The sequence below is a fragment of the Xenorhabdus szentirmaii DSM 16338 genome, from assembly GCF_002632585.1.
Taxonomy (GTDB): domain Bacteria; phylum Pseudomonadota; class Gammaproteobacteria; order Enterobacterales; family Enterobacteriaceae; genus Xenorhabdus; species Xenorhabdus szentirmaii.
Window position 1 is genome coordinate 199,493 of the sequence record NZ_NIBV01000002.1, and the last position, 18,299, is coordinate 217,791.

The 18,299-nt window shown below is 42.8% G+C and carries 16 protein-coding genes; 5 read left to right on the plus strand and 11 right to left on the minus strand.

Going from position 1 to position 18,299, the window contains the following annotated elements; genetic code table 11:
- Positions 1-75: 75 nt before the first annotated feature.
- From Xsze_RS10845 to Xsze_RS10875, 7 genes are all read right to left on the minus strand, one after another.
- Positions 76-327: a hypothetical protein gene (locus tag Xsze_RS10845; protein ID WP_038235338.1), complete on the minus strand. Its 252-nt coding sequence runs from the start codon at positions 325-327 to the stop codon at positions 76-78.
- Positions 308-937 carry a pyridoxine 5'-phosphate oxidase C-terminal domain-containing protein gene (locus Xsze_RS10850; protein WP_038235336.1) on the minus strand — a complete coding sequence of 210 codons (630 nt, stop codon included), beginning with the start codon at positions 935-937 and terminating at the stop codon, positions 308-310. The genes Xsze_RS10845 and Xsze_RS10850 overlap by 20 nt, the downstream gene beginning before the upstream one ends.
- 44 nt (positions 938-981) lie before the next feature.
- Positions 982-1,833 (minus strand): PhzF family phenazine biosynthesis protein, encoded by an 852-nt coding sequence (locus Xsze_RS10855; protein ID WP_038235334.1) that lies wholly within the window; start codon positions 1,831-1,833, stop codon positions 982-984.
- Positions 1,815-3,734: an anthranilate synthase family protein gene (locus Xsze_RS10860; protein ID WP_051462310.1), complete on the minus strand. Its 1,920-nt coding sequence runs from the start codon at positions 3,732-3,734 to the stop codon at positions 1,815-1,817. Before Xsze_RS10860 ends, Xsze_RS10855 begins: the two co-directional genes overlap by 19 nt.
- Positions 3,727-4,356 carry an isochorismatase family protein gene (locus Xsze_RS10865; protein ID WP_038235332.1) on the minus strand — a complete coding sequence of 210 codons (630 nt, stop codon included), beginning with the start codon at positions 4,354-4,356 and terminating at the stop codon, positions 3,727-3,729. Before Xsze_RS10865 ends, Xsze_RS10860 begins: the two co-directional genes overlap by 8 nt.
- A 139-nt stretch (positions 4,357-4,495) precedes the next feature.
- A complete protein-coding gene (locus tag Xsze_RS10870; protein WP_038235330.1) occupies positions 4,496-4,972 on the minus strand; it encodes a PhzA/PhzB family protein in 477 nt (158 codons plus the stop codon).
- 581 nt (positions 4,973-5,553) lie between these two features.
- The gene (locus tag Xsze_RS10875) at positions 5,554-7,851 is read right to left on the minus strand and encodes a TonB-dependent hemoglobin/transferrin/lactoferrin family receptor (protein WP_244431753.1); all 2,298 of its coding nucleotides are present in this window, start codon (positions 7,849-7,851) and stop codon (positions 5,554-5,556) included.
- 255 nt (positions 7,852-8,106) lie between these two features.
- Here Xsze_RS10875 and Xsze_RS10880 point away from each other — a divergent pair, with 255 nt between their 5' ends.
- Positions 8,107-8,619, plus strand: coding sequence for a hypothetical protein (locus tag Xsze_RS10880; protein WP_038235328.1), 513 nt, complete (start codon positions 8,107-8,109; stop codon positions 8,617-8,619).
- Between the two features lie 179 nt (positions 8,620-8,798).
- Positions 8,799-9,236 (plus strand): GNAT family N-acetyltransferase, encoded by a 438-nt coding sequence (locus tag Xsze_RS10885; RefSeq protein WP_038235326.1) that lies wholly within the window; start codon positions 8,799-8,801, stop codon positions 9,234-9,236.
- 151 nt (positions 9,237-9,387) lie between these two features.
- Here Xsze_RS10885 and betA read toward each other — a convergent pair whose 3' ends face one another.
- The 3 genes from betA to betI are packed head-to-tail and all read right to left on the minus strand — an operon-like array spanning position 9,388 to position 13,214.
- Positions 9,388-11,067 (minus strand): choline dehydrogenase, encoded by a 1,680-nt coding sequence (betA, locus tag Xsze_RS10890; protein ID WP_038235323.1) that lies wholly within the window; start codon positions 11,065-11,067, stop codon positions 9,388-9,390.
- 35 nt (positions 11,068-11,102) lie between these two features.
- A complete protein-coding gene (gene betB, locus Xsze_RS10895; protein WP_038235320.1) occupies positions 11,103-12,581 on the minus strand; it encodes a betaine-aldehyde dehydrogenase in 1,479 nt (492 codons plus the stop codon).
- Positions 12,582-12,617: 36 nt separating this feature from the next.
- On the minus strand, positions 12,618-13,214 hold the full coding sequence (gene betI / locus Xsze_RS10900; protein ID WP_038235317.1) for a transcriptional regulator BetI: 597 nt from the start codon (positions 13,212-13,214) through the stop codon (positions 12,618-12,620).
- A gap of 209 nt (positions 13,215-13,423) precedes the next feature.
- On the opposite strand from betI, the gene Xsze_RS10905 reads away from it, so the two are divergent.
- Positions 13,424-15,466: a choline transporter gene (locus Xsze_RS10905; RefSeq protein ID WP_038235315.1), complete on the plus strand. Its 2,043-nt coding sequence runs from the start codon at positions 13,424-13,426 to the stop codon at positions 15,464-15,466.
- 121 nt (positions 15,467-15,587) lie between these two features.
- On the plus strand, positions 15,588-16,352 hold the full coding sequence (locus Xsze_RS10910) for an aminoglycoside adenylyltransferase family protein (protein WP_051462309.1): 765 nt from the start codon (positions 15,588-15,590) through the stop codon (positions 16,350-16,352).
- Positions 16,353-16,415: 63 nt separating this feature from the next.
- Here Xsze_RS10910 and Xsze_RS10915 read toward each other — a convergent pair whose 3' ends face one another.
- A complete protein-coding gene (locus tag Xsze_RS10915; protein ID WP_038235313.1) occupies positions 16,416-17,657 on the minus strand; it encodes an MFS transporter in 1,242 nt (413 codons plus the stop codon).
- 386 nt (positions 17,658-18,043) lie between these two features.
- On the opposite strand from Xsze_RS10915, the gene Xsze_RS22175 reads away from it, so the two are divergent.
- Positions 18,044-18,211: a hypothetical protein gene (locus Xsze_RS22175; RefSeq protein ID WP_156935860.1), complete on the plus strand. Its 168-nt coding sequence runs from the start codon at positions 18,044-18,046 to the stop codon at positions 18,209-18,211.
- Positions 18,212-18,299 lie beyond the last annotated feature (88 nt).

Below are 18,299 nucleotides of genomic sequence, written 5' to 3' on the forward strand. Positions count from 1 at the left end.
GATTTTATTATCTGCAATTTTGCTATTTTCTGATGATTAGCTCCTATCGTTTAAAAAAATTTATACCGTATTGCCCTAATAGCTCCCCGTTCTCTCAGTAGCAATATCAGCCAGGCTGTCTCCAATTTGCCCGTCACCGGGTAAACGAATTGCCGTATCTTTTTCCAAGATCCGGGGGTAAAAGGCATAACGGCTGAGGTGAGACACAACAACGGTTCCCGTTTCTTCAGAAAAATGCCATTTCATAACAGCATGAACAAAGCGGTTAGGGCCATGACAGGCCTGCGCCGCCGCTATCTGCTCAATTTCATGGCTGTAATCGTTCATTTTTCCATCCCTTTTCGGTGCGACTGTAAACCAGTCTTTTGTGTATGCGGGATGCATCGACCGCCCAGAATTCACAGCGTGCGATGATGAACTGATAGACAACAAAACGTTCAGGGCGTGGTAATTTACTTTTCCCGTCATATTTAGCGATTTCATGGAATAATGCCGGAATATCCGTGAGAGGGGCACTTTGACTAGACACCGTTGACACCGGGTCATATGCAGGGTCCCGTGCATGCCAAACCGCCTCAGCCACGTCATCGGAAGCCAATACCACTGACCCGGAAAGACTTAACTGGCGCCCCAGCTCACGCCAATAGATATGGCAGCCGGCAGAGCCTGTTGAGTCAATATCCTGACCTTTGCGGCTGGAGCGGTGCGTCGCAAATAACAAGGCATCACCATCAAAACGGACAGGAAACATCGTGCGCATTGAAATATCACCATCAACATTGCGCGTGGCCAGCGTATAGGCATCGGGCTCACAGACATCGCCATTCCGTGCCCGCGCTAACCACGCTTTTATCACTGTCTCCGGTGAGGGAGGCGGATTGTCATAGTGCGGAAAAGGCACATCCAGCAGTCCGGTTAATGACTCGAGTCTCTTCATTTTTCTCTTCCTTTCATCCCCTTTAATCGGAGCGGGCACATTGATTAAAAACGGGCGCTGCATTCTGAGAAGTAGCAGACTTGCCCTGATAATTCAGTATGGGCAGCAAGCCCCTCCCTGGATTTAACTTCGCCATACATCACGCAACGGCGGTTCAATAACAGGCCTTGTTCAATCATCACTTTTTCGTTCATCTGTATTTGCCCGGACTTAATTAAGTGCTGCACTATTGGTCCTACCACAGAACCGGTTCCGGCATCTTCCGTCACGCCATAAGCAGGAGAGAACATCCGGTTTTCGACGTTTTTCCCGTTCCAGGAAAAGCAGTTCACCGCCAAATTCTCAAAGTCTGCCAAAGCACGATGATCGGGCTGGAGTCCATGTAATGTTGAAATACTGTCTACGGCCACCAAGACATGCCGTGCGCCTGCATCATAGATTTCAATGGGTGATTCTGCTTTTTCCAGACCCAGCGCAGCCAATAGTTTCTTTTCTTCGGCAAATGGTTCAGCACTCGCCAAAGGTACGGTAATTTTGACTTCACTCAGCACTTCACTGTGGTGCACCACTGAAACCGGTACGGCGCCAATATGGGTGTGGAAAACGAAGTCATTGAGTTTATTGCGTCGAGAAAATGCACTGGCAGTTCCCATCAGGGGATGTCCTGCAAACGGTAACTCATTGACCGGTGTGAAAATTCTCACACGCGCATGCCCATCTTCAGTGCTTTCACTGATAAATGTGGTTTCTGAGAGCTGGAGTTGGCGGGCAATCGCCTGCATCATTGATGCAGATAACGCCTCACTATCGTGAAAGACCGCAACAGGGTTTCCTTCCAGTGGGGTATGGGTAAATGCATTCATGACGTGATAATCAATTACGATACTGTTAGGCATTTTTCTTTGCTTCCGGCAAGTTGTGTGTGTAAAAGCGGTTTAACAAAACGGTCCAGGATCTCAGGCCCATTGATGGTCAGAAAAGACTCCAAATGGAATTGAACCGATGCAAATCTGGCACTGCGAATGGCATGCACTTGCTGATCATCATCAAAGTACAGGGTGATCCCGGCATCATTGAGTTTGCCGCGGATGTGTTCATCTGCCATGGCGCAAAATGTATTGTAGAAGCCGACATTTTCCGGTTGACCATCAAGGCAGATCATCTTTTGTACCCCTTGGTTCGGGGGAGATAAACGAACAATGGGCAAGCCCAATAAGGTAGAAAGAATCTGATGACTCAGGCACACGGCTAAAAAAGGGTGTTCAGCGGCAATCATTTGCCGGATGACACTGCGCATGTCTTTAACGCGTTTGTCGTTCTCATCAAGCGGATTGCCAGGCCCGGGGCCGGCAACAACAAGGTCATAGGGTTTAAAATCAACATTGGCGTGAACTTTTTCAACAAAGGCGTTGGCCCCAAGAGACGCGAACAATGTCTTAAACATCGACGTGAACGTGTCATTACCATCCAGAATCAATACCCGCTTTCCGTCGAAGTGGGGTAAACAACGCATACGTTCATCAGGCGCCGTTAACCAGAAATGAGACACCTTAGTATTCCGGCTGACCAATGCTTCATGGATGGCAGGCCTGTCACTTAAATTTTCTATCGTGTTTTTATGTACGTTGACGGCCAGGGTCGGATTTGTCTCTGGTAACATTGCGCTGTATAACGATTGTGCTTTACTGCGGGTTTCATTCGCCTCATCAGCGGGATGGGAATCCCGTACTATCGTTGCGCCAACACCGATTTCAACCTGTCCCTGAGGGGAGATTTCCGCGGTGCGGATCGCAATAGCTGAATCAAGCGAGACTTGATCAGGGGAATTATTGACCAGTGCAATCACTCCACTGTAATAACGACGTCCTTCGGGTTCATAACGCTTCACCACATCACAGGCGTTTTGTACCGGGCTGCCTATCACGGTGGGGGCAGGTAAGGTTTCGCGCAGAATATCGGCAATCCCGGCATGACTTTTCCCGCGCAAGACGTATTCCGTATGGGCGACATGGCTGAGTTGCTTCAATTTTAGATCACTGACCTGTGCCCCTTTTTCACATAACCGGGACATGACTTTGAGCTCTTCATCCACCACCATGAACAGTTCATTGGTTTCTTTCGGGCAGGAGAGAAAGGTTAATAATGATTCAGTTGTTGGTCCCCCGACGGGGTACGGGTAGGTACCACTGATGGGATTCATCCTTACTTCGCCCTCACTCAGTGAGGCCTGTAATTCCGGAGAAACCCCGATAAATGCCTGTTCACCCGTATTGATTAAAAATATCCAGTAAGCCGAAACTTCCATTTTCAGTAAGCGGCGGTAAAAGCTTAATAAAAATGCAGGCTCATATTCAGCTATCGTTGCATGCAGCTTGCGATGTAAAACAAAATTAGATCCCGCCCCCTGACCGATTTCATTTTCAATGAGCGTGGAAACTCGCTGAGCAAACTGCTGATCATCCAGATTGAAATGGACATTATCCACAGTAAATGTTGTTTCAGGTAATTGATCTACCAGTGATGCCACGGAAACTTGCTGGCGTGCAAGGACGGGCAAACTCAGGATCGGCATGCCATCATCAACGGCGGAATAACCCCGCTCGCTCACTTGCCGAAAAGGCAGAAGCAGTAACTTTTCACCGTTGAACGCCTGATTGTTGACCGCATGTTCGATGGTGTCGGTTTTTTCCAGGCATAACTGGAAAATTTCAACGTCCCCTGAATTGACCGTCGGGCGATACAACATGGCAAAAGGGTGTTCAGGCGAAGCGATAATCGAAGACAGAAGGCTACTCATAATTCACCACATCAGCAGAGGTCAGTACCCGTGCACAATTGTCCGCCATATAATCGACCGCATTTTGGTGTCCGGCCTGAGTAAAATCAGCAATGGCATCAGCGACAACAAAAGGGTGAATATTGTGACTGAAGGCATCAATGCCGGTTGCCTGAATCCCCACGGAGGCATATATGCCGGTAATAATGAGAGAATCACATTGATGTTCACACAACTTGTCCGCCAAGTCTGACTGATGAAAAGCGCTGTAACGCCACTTCGTCAATACAGTGTCCTCCGGGTACGGAAAAAGCGCGTCAATAATTTGCCGATCTTCTTCTGTTGTGCGCATACCGGGTCCCCATAAATCAACAAGTAACCCGCGTTGTTCCATGGTCATTCGCCCGGGTTGGGCACTGTAAAAGACAGGAATGTTTTTTTCTCTCGCCCAACGTAATATTTTTACGGTGGAATTAATTAAATTGACTGCTGGGTTATCCGGTAAAGCGTGCACAAAGTAACGTTGCATATCATGAATTAATAATGCACACGATTCTGTTTTTATTTTCCAGGTTAATGGTTGGTGAGAAGGAATACGGATATTGCCTAAGCCATAAGACTCAGATTTTAATGTTCTGCTCATTTTATTAACTTGCCTTTTAATTACACGCGAGAGTATTACTCAGAAAAACATCTGAATTATTTTTAATTAACCATTATATTAATAATAATGGTTAATTTTTTTGAGTTTTTACTCTACAGAACCATTAATCAATAAAAACTCAGGTGGGAATACCCTGACGATTTATTTTAGGAACAACAATATCAAGGGCTTTGAGTTGATTAATAGGATTCATGAATTCTCGGTTACGTATTATAAGGCCATCACGTAATTCGAAAGAATGAATAAAATGATTTTCATAGTAATGTTCAGGGTAATTAGGGAAACGAATAATACCGCGACCATCGCATTCAACCCAAACATGGTCGGGATTATCAGTTGTGAAGATTTTGATATTGTACCATTCCCAATCAGGAAAGCATTGCAGTGACCAGTGAGCATGGCGCTCTAAGTTATTAATACCACGTATAATAATTGGTTCGCCTGTTTCTGTGGTCCATAATCCGCCTTCGCCATCTTCCGCAAAAAGTTCATGCCTTTTTAAGCGTGCTTCACCTTTGGTCAATTCCAAATATTTCTCTACAGTATTACGATTCTTTTGGCGAATCTGATCAAACCCATCATTATATTTAATCATAAAAAAACCTATTGAAATAGTGAGTGAAAAATAGCTGTATCATTTGTTAAATGAATTTTCATAATAATAATGCATTGAGCTTATGAAAATTCCTGACTTCTTACGCTGTGATAAATAAAACGTTGACCAAGCATTTTGTAACGGAACTTTTTAGTGCTATCAGTTTTAGTGCTATCAGTAATTTTTTGTCAAAAGGATTTAAATTTATTAAATAAAAAATAGACTTGTTTTTGGTTGTATAGACATTTTCTTTTAAATAAAATTACATGTTTATCATGTGATGTTAGATGGTTATCTAATTATTTTTTTATTTTAAAATTCAATGGGCAGCACGAATAATACGACTATCTATCGATATCAGAATTATTGTTGTAAATGGAACTGTTATTAATTTTAACTTGTTTTTAACACAAAACTAAACTTATTGAAACGCCAATGCAAGGGGTTTTTATTATAAGTAATTTACTTAAAACGTTATATTAGAAATAAAAAATATTAGGGTTTATTAAAAAGGGGTAATAGAATTAATCCTAACCCTTTTAAAAATTAACAGGGTTAGGGATTAAAGAGTGGCATGCAGGTTAGAATTGTTGCGAAACACTGAACTTGTAATTACGGCCAATGCCAGAAACATCTTCTCCTAGATAAGGATAATAAGCGCGATTGAACAGATTATCGATGGCAATACGTGCTTCAAAACCTTTCAAATGAGGAGGGCGCCAGCTCGCAAACAGGCCATGTAAAGCATAACCGCTGCTTTTGGGGAGTGACCAACCCTCTGCTTTGAGATCGCTACCCTCAGGTGAACGATCTTGTTTGCGGATAAAATCACCTTTCCAACCCATTGCCATTTGCCATTGTGGAATTTTAAATCCTAACATGGCATGAGCTGAAGTTGGCGGAATTTCCGCAATCCAGGATTTATCTCCCAACCATGGGTCCCGAATGGAAGTATCACGTTGCCCACGCATCGTGGATAAAGATAATTTTCCGAATAGTGTCCTGCTGTCGTAAAAGGTTTCTATTTCCAACCCTTCAATGGCATATCCCGGCAGATTACGATAGTTTGCCAGTGGCTTTCCACATGAATCTTTTGAACCACTTTCGATTTGCTCTTTACAATAAATCCCACGCCTTTTGAATATTTCATCTTTGCCATGGTTACGGAATAGTGTCGTCCGGATTTGCAGGCTGTCATCTTCAAGCATTAAATTATCGAAATCGAGAATTGCACCAAGACGTATTCCTGTCATTCTTTCAACATTAAGATTGCGGCTTGTGCTCGGCAGGGAAGTGTTATTTGACTGAACTTCATACTGTTCATCAATGACAGGAGCACGCCATGTGCGACTGATATCTGAAAAGAGAGATAAATTGGGTGTCATTTTCCACATGATGCCCAGATGGGGACTCCATCCGGTGTAAGTCACTCCGCTGTTATCATGCCCTGCTTCAGGCAATGGATTATTAAATCGCGGAGCGGCATTTCCTTTGCCTACATTTTTTACGTGGTCATAGCGAACGCCTGAGGTAATGACAAAATTAGAAAATGTCATGGAATCCTGTAAATAGAGACTGTAACTTGTCTGCTTTCCCGATGGCATATAGTAAGGTTGATAATAGCCATAATTATATTCAGCCTCTTTTACCTTACTTTTATCAAACATGAATACATTGCGCAGATGTTTATGCCATTTAGCTCCCATGACGAATTCATGTTCAATAATGCCAGTTGAAAATACACTTTTATTGTTAATGTCAGTCAGGTGGTCGGTGTAATTTACCCGGCTTTTATGGCCCAGACTGGCGCTATAGTTACCGGTGACATTTTCTGGGCGATGATCAGCTTGTTCCGTTTTTGAATAAGCCTGAGTTATTGTCAGGTTCAACCATGGATTATCTTCTGGCGCGATGTTCCATTTGGCAGAGTAATTCTGATCAACTTGATCACGGAAGACGAGTTTTCTTTCCCATGCACCATCCCAACCATATTTTTTTATATCATTGGCTGAAGGCGTATTCATCTTATCTCGCTTAGCAGCCCATGGCTGCCAACCATCGGATTCAGAGCGCATGGCTGACAGGCTCACAGTATGGGTGTCATTGAGATAAATATTGCTTTTCAATAAATAGGAGGTTTGCGTGTTTTGAGAATACTCGAAGCGTGTCCCGTCCGGGCGTTTGATATTATGGCCATCACGTTTGCTGACATAGAGCAATCCGTCAATAAAACCATCGGGATCTCTGCCGTATAAAGTACCGCTATTGATCCATTGCCTGTCATTGGTGTGGTAGCTTTGTTTGATCAAGCCCCCCCAGTTTTCATCAGGGCGCAGAAAATCACTGGCGTCTTTTGTGACAATTTTGACTGTTCCGCCAAACCCGCCATTGCCATCCAATAAATTATGCGGGCCTTTATCGACGTCTACACGTTTAATTAGCTCTGGTTCAATGAAGACGGAACCCTGACGATATTTTTCGAATCCTTTGGGGGAATCATCCAATGCTATTTTTACATCTTCGGTGTCTCCCATTCCCCAAATATTTAATGTTTGCCCTCCGGGGCGTGGAGATCCAGACATAGAAACACCGGGAAGTTGATCAAGCAATTGAGCAAAATTATCGGCTTGGGTCCGGTCAATGTCTGCCTTTTTGAGTACAGAGCTGCCAGCACTGTTGCTGTTATGTAAACTCCCGATGACAGAAAGTGCGGATAACTTTACTACCTCGCTTTTTTGCTCATCTGGTTTTTCAGTTGCATAGACGGAGCCGGAAAATACAGTACCTAACGCTAATGTGCCTGAGAATGTACCTCGTAGAATTTTTTGAATTATTGCTGTAATTGGGCGTTTTTCTAATTTTTGACTATTATTTGCCATAAATGTCCTGAAATACGATCAAGTAAAATATTTATCAAGATTATAGTTACATGAGAAAATAAAATGATCAAATGGAAATGAGAATTATTTTTATTAAGATTATTATTTATATCTTCTGGAGTTTTTTAAGTTATTGATTAAATTGATAATGAGAGTGCTGAGCTTGTGGGGTGCTGTGGTGTTGATCGGGCAAGGCTCTCATTGGTGAGATCATTTCTGTAAATGCAAGTTCCTTAATTGCAAAGGGGTTAGTCAATGAAGAAAAAGATCCTTAGTTCTCTGATAGTAGCAGGTATAGTTGCATTGATTGCGGGTTGTGATCAGGCTTCTAAAGATGTGGAAAGTACAGCGGAGAAAACTGAAGAAAGCGCGACACAAATGAAGCATGATGGTGAGCAGAAAGCGACAGGCATGATGGACAGTGCAAAAGAAGGATCACAGGAATTAAAGGATGAAGCGAAGAGAGGCAGCCAAAGCATCATTGATCAATCTAAGGAAGAGCAAAATAAAATCACTCATTCTGTTAATGAAGTGACTGATCATATGAAATCGCAAATGGCAGATGTGCAGAATAAGGCCACTGAGACAACCAATGATTTGGTGGATAATCTGAAATCAAAGACAGACGATATCCAAAATCAGATTTCTGATAAGAATAAGCAGCTTTCAGATGAAATGAAGTCAAAAACGGAAGACTTAAAATCTGAAATTGATAGAAAAATAGATGAATTGAACAATAATCATAAAGAAGATGGAGATAAAAAATAAGAAAACCAATCTATCGATGCCATATTCTATCATTGTGAAAATATTCTAATGCTGAAGGGTGATGTAAAAAATCACCCTTATTTTATATGATAATGCTAAAGGATTCTTTCTTACTTGACTTAATTATTTATATAAAAGTAGATTAGGATAATTATGTAAATAGCATTTTGGATACGGCAATGAAAATAAAATACAGTGTAGGAAGGCAAGATCCTGACTTAATTCAGCAAGCATTTTTAATTCGTCAGCAGGTATTTACTGATGAGCAGGGCTTTGCAGCAGAAATTGATATTGATGAATATGATGATATTGCCCTGCATGTTGTAATATACGATGGTGACAAACCAATTGGGGTATTGAGAGCTGTACCGCAAGACAATAACACACTTAAAGTGGGTCGTGTTGCGATATTGAAAAACTACCGGGGCCAGGGAATTGGCAGAAAAATCATGGAGTTTATTGATGAGTATGGTCGGAAAAACAGAATTTCAACGATTGTATTATCTTCACAATGCCACGCCCAGCCATTTTATGAAAGTCTGGGGTATCGAACTCAGGGAGAAGTTTATCTGGAAGATGGTGCAGAACATATTTTTATGACATTGAATTTGCCATAATTAATGTCCATGTAAAATGGTTGCATAGGTAAAATCGAAAATTCTTATTATCTTGAATCGCAATGCGGGAAAATATAATCTTACTCACAATCGTATAGGAAAGTTTCCATTTTCCCGCATTACTATTTTATATTATTGCTATCGGCGCTGATTAATGACTTTTTGACAATTGTCGAATAGGTGCATTATTAGCAACGTAATATTTTGCCTGACTACGTGGTAATGAGTTAATTCCGCGAATTTTGTCAGCAATTTTTTCAGCTATCATAATCGTTGTGGCATTTAAATTACCGGTAATGATTTCTGGCATAATAGAAGCATCAATAACCCGTAAATTCTTGACACCATGTACACGGCCTTGCCCATCAACGACAGCCATATCATCGGTTCCCATTTTACAGCTACATGAAGGGTGGAAGGCGGTTTCAGCGTGTTCACGAATAAAAGCATCCAGTTGTTCATCAGTTTGAACGGTGGCTCCTGGGCTGATTTCACGTCCACAATACGGGGCCAATGCAGGTTGAGCCATAATTTCCCGGGTAATGCGGATGGCATCGCGGAATTCCTGCCAATCTTGTTCTGCTGACATGTAGTTGAACAAAATACTGGGATGGTGGCGAGGGTCCCGTGATTTTATTTTCACCCGTCCCCGGCTTGGGGATCGCATAGAGCCGACATGCGCCTGAAAACCATGCTGTTTGACAGCATTGCTGCCATTGTAGTTGATAGCAACAGGCAGGAAATGAAATTGAATATTTGGCCAGGCAAATTTTTCATTGGTGCGGATAAAACCACCGGCCTCAAATTGATTACTGGCTCCTATTCCTGTGCCTTTGAATAACCACTCTGCCCCAATCTGAGGCTGGTTATACCATTTTAACGCGGGATAAAGAGAGACAGGCTTGAGGCATTCATATTGCAAATACATTTCAAGGTGATCTTGAAGGTTTTGGCCAACTCCCGGTAATACCTGTACAGCAGGAATACCGAGTTCATTCAGGGTATCTTTGGGGCCAATGCCAGAACGTTGCAAAATTTGTGGGGAAGCAATGGCTCCTGCACAAAGTAAAACTTCTTTGCGTGCTTTGGCTTTCGTTACGGTTGAATTATTACCTTGATAAAAATCAACACCGACCGCTGTCTTTCCCTCAAATTTAAGAACATCGGTTAATGCGTGGGTCATAATCGTGAGATTAGGACGTGGGCGAGCCTGATCCAGATAGCCGCGCGCTGTACTGGAGCGACGTCCTTCAGGTGTGACGGTGCGATCCATCGGGCCAAAGCCCTCTTGTTGGTAGCCATTCAGATCATCTGTACGTGGATAACCCGCTTGAATACCGGCTTCTATCATTGCGTGAAAGAGTTCATTATTTCCTGCCTTAGGTGTTGTGACACTGACAGGTCCACTGCCACCATGGTATGCATTTTCACCAATATCCCGTGTTTCTGCTTTACGGAAATAAGGTAGGCAATCAAGATAAGTCCAGTCTTCCAGACCGGGTTGTTTTGCCCAATGATTAAAATCCATCGCATTGCCACGGACATAGCACATACCATTAATCAATGATGAACCTCCCAACCCTTTGCCTCGGCCACATTCCATGCGCCGATTATTCATATGGGGTTCAGGATCGGTTTCATAAGCCCAGTTATAACGGGTTCCCTGCAAGGGATATGCCAGCGCAGCTGGCATTTGAGTGCGGAAGTCGAATCGATAATCTGGACCACCTGCCTCCAGCAGGAGGACGGTGGTGTTGGGATCTTCCGTTAGACGAGCTGCAAGCACGTTACCCGCTGAACCAGCACCGATAATAATGTAATCAAATACCATTGTTATCTCCTCTGTTTCAGTTATACAGTCATGGATTAAAATAGGGATTCAAAGTTCCCCAATTCCACCTGTATTGATTTGATTTGTGTATAATTTTGTAATGTAACCAACCCATTTTCACGGCCGACACCGGAGTGTTTATAACCACCGACAGGAACAGCAGCCGGAGATTCGCCCCAGGTATTGATCCAGCAGATCCCGGCTTCTAATTGATGGATTACGCGGTGTGCGCGAGACAGGTCTTTTGTCACCAGTCCGGCAGCCAAACCGTAAGTGGTGTTATTGGCCCGGACAATGACTTCCTCTTCCGTTTCGTAAGTCAGAATGCACATGACAGGGCCAAAGATTTCTTCCCGTGCAATCAACATATCATCGGTACAATCACTGAAGACGGTTGGTGCAACAAACGCGCCTTTTGCCAATTCGCCTCCCAGTAGGCGTTCACCACCACAAAGCAAGCGTGCAGTTGTGTTTTTGCCACTTTCGATATAGCGCAAAACAGATTCCATATGCGGAAAACTCACCAGTGGGCCAAAGTTAGTATTGGGATCGAGAGGTGAGCCAATGCGTATGCGTTTAACACGCTCAAGAATTTTGGCTTCAAATTGTGAGAGCAGGGATTTGGGGACAAAAACGCGGGTTCCGTTAGTACAAACCTGACCTGAACTGAAAAAATTTGCCATCATGGCAATATCAGCCGCACGATCCAGATCAGCGTCTTCAAAGATGATCAGGGGAGATTTTCCACCCAGTTCCATGGTGACTTCTTTTAAGGTAGAACCGGAGGCATTTGCCATGACTTTTTTGCCGGTAACAGTACCACCAGTAAAAGATATCTTGGCTATTTTGGGATGGGTTGTCAGATAATGCCCCACTTCATGGCCCGCACCCGTCAGGACATTGAATACACCATCCGGCAAACCGGCTTCAGTATAGATTTCAGCTAATTTCAGGGCGGTGAGGGAGGTGAATTCACTGGGCTTGAAAATCATTGCATTGCCAGCCGCTAAAGCAGGGGCGGATTTCCAAAGGGCAATTTGAATGGGGTAATTCCATGCGCCAATACCGACAACAACCCCCAGAGGTTCACGACGTGTATAGACAAAAGAAGATTCACGCAGTGGGATTTGTTGCCCTTCAAGGCTAGGGATCAAGCCTGCATAATATTCCAGCACATCAGCGCCGGTGACAATGTCAAGTGGCTGAGTTTCAGAAATAGGTTTACCGGTATCCAGTGTTTCCAGCTCGGCCAGTTCATCATTGCGTTCACGTAAGATACTGACTGCTTTGTGCAAGATCCGAGAACGCTCCATTGCTGTCATGGCTGCCCAGATTTTTTGCCCCCGATGAGCGCTTTCGACTGCCCGCTCAACATCCTGCTCTATTGCAGATTGAAATTGAGCAATAATTTCACCATTAGCGGGATTGATCGCATCAAAAATGGCGTTATCGGAATCGGTGCTATCAACGTAAGCACCATGGATATAAAGTTTCTGTAATCCGAATTGGGTCATAGATTCTCCTTAAGAGCCTATCTATTGGGTTTGAACTCAGGTCATATGAGATGCACCGAGTTTCTGTTCGATATAATCGATGGTGATTTTGAATGCCCCTTCAACATCAAAGGGGTTACTAGTTAATGCACTTCTTAACCAAATTCCGTCAATCAATGCTGCAAGCCCCTGAGCGGCCAGACGCGCTTCCGCTTTGGGAAGTACGTGTCTGAATTCAAAGCAGATATTGGAATACAAACGACGTTCATTGATTTGTTGCAAGCGATACAAATTAGGCTGGTGAATGCTGCTCGCCCAGAATGCCAGCCAAGTTTTCATTGCTGCGCTGCTGGTTTGGCTGGGATCGAAGTTTCCTTCAACAATGGCTTTCAACCGCTGTGCGGGGCTGGCATTGTCAAGCAGCCGTAAACGACGTGCCACGGCCATGCCCAACTGATTCAACAGATAACGCATTGTGGCTTCCAGCAACCCGTTTTTATCTTTGAAATAATGGCTGATGATCCCGTTGGAAACCCCTGCTTTTCGGGCTATTTGCGCAATACTTGCTTCCTGCATTCCAACCTCATTGACAACGGTTAATGTTGCATCAATGAGCTGCTGTTTTCTTATCGACTGTATTCCAATTTTTGGCATGATTTAAGGCTCAAAAAATCAATCACTCGGCGGGTATTAAACTTTTTTTTGATTGAATGTTCAATCAAAATTAAATATGTTTTATTACAAAATTTTTACAATAAAGGGAGTTTAACATTTAATATAATTAAATTTTTTATTTTTATTCAATGGGTTGTGTTTATCTGTTTTTTTTATTTTTTTATTCCCTTCAATTTAAGGAACTGCCTATGAACGAACAAGACAGTCCAAAAAGCACTCAGAAGGATACACTGAATTCTGTCGTTTTTTTTACCTCCGCTGGACTGATTATCCTTTTTGCCCTGTTCACGATTTTTTTTACTGAAGCGACAAGCCTTTGGATAAAAAATACACTGAATTGGGTTTCTAAAACCTTTGGTTGGTATTATTTACTGGCTGCCACGCTTTACATCGTATTTGTTATTTTTGTTGCCGCTTCGCGTTTCGGTACTATCAAGTTAGGACCAGAACAATCCAAGCCGGAATTCAGCCTGCTCAGTTGGGCTGCAATGCTGTTTGCCGCAGGGATAGGCATTGATTTAATGTTTTTCTCGGTGGCTGAACCGGTGACGCAGTATATGAGGCCTCCAACGGGCCAGGGGGAAACGATAGAAGCTGCTCGTCAGGCGATGGTGTGGACATTGTTTCACTATGGCCTGACGGGGTGGTCTATGTATGCCTTAATGGGGATTGCACTGGGATATTTTAGTTATCGTTACAATTTGCCTTTGACTATTCGCTCCGCACTTTACCCTATTTTTGGTAACCGGATAAAAGGCCCCATTGGTCATACCGTGGACATTGCGGCAGTCATAGGGACGATTTTTGGCATTGCAACCACACTGGGAATTGGTGTTGTACAGTTAAATTATGGTCTGAAAGTGCTGTTTGGATTTCCTCAGGGCCTGGGGGTTCAGGGCGGGCTTATACTGTTATCCGTTGTCATGGCTGCAGTTTCGGTAACATCAGGCGTAAACAAAGGGATCCGGTTTTTATCCGAATTAAATGTGTTGCTGGCTCTGGGGTTGGTACTGTTTGTCTTGTTTGTTGGTGATACAGAATTTCTGCTCAATGGATTAGTGCAGAATGTCGGGGATTATATCAATCGTTTCATGGGCATGACACTGAACAGTTTTGCTTTTGAACGACCGACAGAATGGATGAATAACTGGACGCTGTTTTTCTGGGCATGGTGGGTTGCCTGGGCGCCGTTTGTTGGTTTGTTCTTGGCCCGTATTTCCCGGGGCAGAACAATCCGTCAGTTTGTTATGGGGACATTGGTGATCCCATTTGTTTTTACTCTGATATGGCTATCAATTTTTGGCAACAGTGCACTATATGAAATCATTCACGGTAATCGCCAGTTAGCGGAAACAGTGTTGGAGCATCCGGAACGGGGTTTCTATAGCTTGTTGGCACTTTATCCTGCTTTTACATTCAGTGCCTCTGTTGCCACAATCACGGGCCTGCTGTTTTATGTGACATCTGCGGATTCCGGATCGCTGGTTTTGGGGAATTTTACGTCTAATCTCAGTGACATCAACAATGATGCTCCAAATTGGTTGCGTATCTTCTGGTCCATCGTCATTGGGATATTAACTTTGGGAATATTGATGACTGATGGTATTTCTGCGTTGCAAAATACGACAGTCATTATGGGGCTGCCTTTCAGCTTTGTGATTTTCTTTGTGATGGCGGGGTTGTATAAATCTTTACGGATAGAGGATTTCCGCAAAGCGAGTTCATTGCAAAATACTTCGCCCACGCTTGTGCATGATAATGGCTCATTGAACTGGAAGCAGCGCTTAAGCCGCATGATGCATTTCCCGGGTACGAAAAATACCAAACGGATGTTGGATATGGTGTGCCGTCCTGCCATGCTGGAAGTTGCGAAAGAATTGGTCGTCAGCGGCGCGAAAGTTCAGTTTAATTCGTTGCCACCAAATGAAGACAAGCGCCTGAACCCATTGGAGCTTATAGTCGATTTGGGTGATGAACCGAATTTTGTCTACCAGATCTGGCCACAGCGCTACTCTGCACCCGGGTTTACCTATCGGGCAAGATTGGGGAAATCTCATTATTACCGTTTAGAAACCTTTCTGGTAGAAGGAACACAAGGGAATGATTTGATGGATTACACGAAAGAGCAAATCATCAGCGACATTCTGGACCATTATGAAAAACACCTTAATTTTATTCATTTGAACAGGGAAGCACCGGGTCAGACATTGATTTTCCCAAGTGGGGGATAGAAATGTGAAGGATAAAATTAAGTGATAAAAAAAAGGATTAGGAAAATCAGGTTGACGAAGCTGCTTCGGGAGATAATATGCTCAGCAACCTCATTCTGGCGATATTCATAATGGACTGTTTATGACGATTCCTCCCGAAGCAGACAAGGTACTGTTGATCGTTCAGAAGCGATTAGCGGAATCACTGGTAGCAGTTTACCTTCATGGTTCAGCAGTGGCTGGTGGCCTTCGTCCCCGCAGCGATGTAGATTTGATTGTGGTCATCGACCAGCCGATGACCACTGAGGTTCGGAAGCGTCTTGCGGCCGATTTAATAAGGATATCAGGACGATATCCTTTTGATCCCGATGGGCGCCGCCCGATTGAACTGATTGTTTTTTCGCGTGCTGATCTCGCTGCATCACTTTATCCTGCCCGGAGCGAATTCATTTATGGGGAATGGTTACGTCAAAAGTATGAGATGGGGGAAATTCCCAAACCTGTTTGCGATCCAGAACTTACCTTGGTGCTGGCCCAATCGCGACAGGAAGCAATAGCTTTGGTTGGTCCGGATGCAAGCAACCTTCTGCCCGCTCCCTCAAAATTGGAGATTCTCCGTGCTATTAAAGATTCCCTGCCGGGTTTGGTGGAGGCGTTACAGGGAGATGAACGCAATGTTTTGCTGACATTGGCGCGTATGTGGGAGACATCAGTCACCGGAAAGTTTGTTCCTAAAGATGTTGCCGCTGATTGGGCTGCTGCTCGCCTTCCTGCCATACAGGCCGCAGTGTTGGCTGATGCGCGGGAAGCTTATTTGAGGGGATGTGAAGAAAACTGGCAAAATCGTCAGCAAGCGCTTCAGCTTACGGTGAATTCACTGCTCGAAGGTGTGATAACGAATCTGTAACCAATGGATTTCGGGTAGTCACTCGAAATCCATTCAGTATCACTGCAATTATGAAGTTTTTATTCACTTTGAATGATAGGCTTCCGGATATATTTTCTCGTAATAGCCATCTAGTTGAGATTCTGACATTTTTGAAATTTCTACATATTTGGGGGCGAATAGAACAAAAAATGAGATTAATCCCATCAACGCTGAAAAGACGATTAATAGCATTCTGATATCGTAACTTTCTATCATGTAGGTTGCAGATATCATTCCCAAAGGTATTGAAATGATACAAATGGCCAGAAATTTAGATTCCATTGTATTGCGATAAGATTCCGGTGTTGCAAGGCATCGGATCGAAGTGGTATTAATATTATAAATAACCGCACCTATTCCGCTGATTAGCATATAGCCACATAATTCTGTCAATGAACCTGCTACGGATATTCCTGTTATACATGCTGCAATAGTGAAAGCTGCAATAAAGGCACTGTGTGCTTTACAGAAGATCTTATTCATGGGTTTAATAATAATTATACTGCCAATCATCATACCGATACCAAATGTCGCTTCCGCAATGCCAACCTGCAAAGCACTTAGCTTAAATTCATTGATGATGATAAGTGGGGTGATGTAAGTCACAAGTGGAACGACAGTAAAATTGAAAAAAGAAGAAACAATAACCAAACTGGCTTCTGTCGGGTTTTTGGTAATTATCTTGATACTTCCTGTACTACTCTTATGTTGTTGCGAAGATTTTTCTTTTTGTTTGTTGCTGACACGGCAAAAACCAAGGATAGATAGTATTGCCATTGAGGAAATAAAGATCAAGGCCCCGTTAATATTTAAGTAATGGATAACGATCCCCGATATTGCAGGGCCAAGGATGATATTAACTGAGTTAACAATGCCTCTATATTTAAATGAAGATTCTAACTTATTTTTATTGCTGATTTCCGGAAGGATACTGGTTCCGATGGGTTGAATAAGTATGGCTGAAATAGAAGCAAAAATATAGATTATACCTAATGGAATATAGAGGTTTTTATCTATGAAATTAGACAGTATAAAAAGTAATGCAATAGGCGTAATACAGAATAGGACGACATTTTTTTTATTAAACCTATCGCCAAAGTCACTCATGAAAACAAGAAATAAAAATTGAAAAAGCCATGATGAAAAAATAAACCACCCAAGTTGAAATTCCAGATTTAGTACTTCAATCATCCACCATGAGAACAACATCCCAAATGCTCTTGTGGAAGAAGTAAATAAAATATCAGAGAGTTGATATAAAAAAAATGAAATATTATTTTTCATTGCCAGCCTTATTTTTATTAATGACAGAGCTTACTTATAAAGAGTGAAGATGGTACATATTAAATCTATCTATGTCACTTTTTTATATCAAATAAATATGATTAAAGGTTTTGTTTAATATATTTTGTAGTAGGATTAACTAAAAATATTATTATGAAAGAATGTTTATATTAACGGGATTGAATAAGCTGCCTATTTTAATACTTTTTGCTGTGTTCATATCATTACCAGATAATCAAGTGATCTATTGACTATTTGTGTTTTACTTTATCCATGATGAATGACTTGTCGTTGTAGCATCAAAATAGCGATATCACATTCCTTCTGGTGGTTGGGCGCAGAAATGGTGCTGTGATTAATATGGTAATAGGGAGAAAAGATTTCTTATGAAAACCGGTCAACCAAAATTTCCCGCAACTGTCTATTTATTAGGTTTAAGTTTATTTACGATGGGAAGTTCAGAATTTTTAATTGCAGGGGGATTGGCTGGTGCTCCCTTATTGGCTATAGCAACATTATTGGTTATAGCAACACTGTGCTGGCAACTGCCGTAGATATGCTTTTTCCCGGCTATTGGTCATTGGTAATTGCACGTGTGGTCAGTGGCGTGGCTTATGCCGGTTTTGGTGGATGCACGGTTAC

Coding starts and splice junctions, on each gene's coding strand:
- Xsze_RS10905 (WP_038235315.1), top strand. CDS start 13,424: ATGAACGAACAAGACAGTCCAAAAAGCACTCAGAAGGATACACTGAAT.
- Xsze_RS10915 (WP_038235313.1), bottom strand. CDS start 17,657: ATGAAAAATAATATTTCATTTTTTTTATATCAACTCTCTGATATTTTA.
- Xsze_RS10885 (WP_038235326.1), top strand. CDS start 8,799: ATGAAAATAAAATACAGTGTAGGAAGGCAAGATCCTGACTTAATTCAG.
- betI (WP_038235317.1), bottom strand. CDS start 13,214: ATGCCAAAAATTGGAATACAGTCGATAAGAAAACAGCAGCTCATTGAT.
- Xsze_RS10870 (WP_038235330.1), bottom strand. CDS start 4,972: ATGATTAAATATAATGATGGGTTTGATCAGATTCGCCAAAAGAATCGT.
- Xsze_RS10910 (WP_051462309.1), top strand. CDS start 15,588: ATGACGATTCCTCCCGAAGCAGACAAGGTACTGTTGATCGTTCAGAAG.
- Xsze_RS10855 (WP_038235334.1), bottom strand. CDS start 1,833: ATGCCTAACAGTATCGTAATTGATTATCACGTCATGAATGCATTTACC.
- Xsze_RS10845 (WP_038235338.1), bottom strand. CDS start 327: ATGAACGATTACAGCCATGAAATTGAGCAGATAGCGGCGGCGCAGGCC.
- Xsze_RS10860 (WP_051462310.1), bottom strand. CDS start 3,734: ATGAGTAGCCTTCTGTCTTCGATTATCGCTTCGCCTGAACACCCTTTT.
- Xsze_RS10865 (WP_038235332.1), bottom strand. CDS start 4,356: ATGAGCAGAACATTAAAATCTGAGTCTTATGGCTTAGGCAATATCCGT.
- betA (WP_038235323.1), bottom strand. CDS start 11,067: ATGGTATTTGATTACATTATTATCGGTGCTGGTTCAGCGGGTAACGTG.
- Xsze_RS10850 (WP_038235336.1), bottom strand. CDS start 937: ATGAAGAGACTCGAGTCATTAACCGGACTGCTGGATGTGCCTTTTCCG.
- Xsze_RS10880 (WP_038235328.1), top strand. CDS start 8,107: ATGAAGAAAAAGATCCTTAGTTCTCTGATAGTAGCAGGTATAGTTGCA.
- Xsze_RS22175 (WP_156935860.1), top strand. CDS start 18,044: ATGAAAACCGGTCAACCAAAATTTCCCGCAACTGTCTATTTATTAGGT.
- Xsze_RS10875 (WP_244431753.1), bottom strand. CDS start 7,851: ATGGCAAATAATAGTCAAAAATTAGAAAAACGCCCAATTACAGCAATA.
- betB (WP_038235320.1), bottom strand. CDS start 12,581: ATGACCCAATTCGGATTACAGAAACTTTATATCCATGGTGCTTACGTT.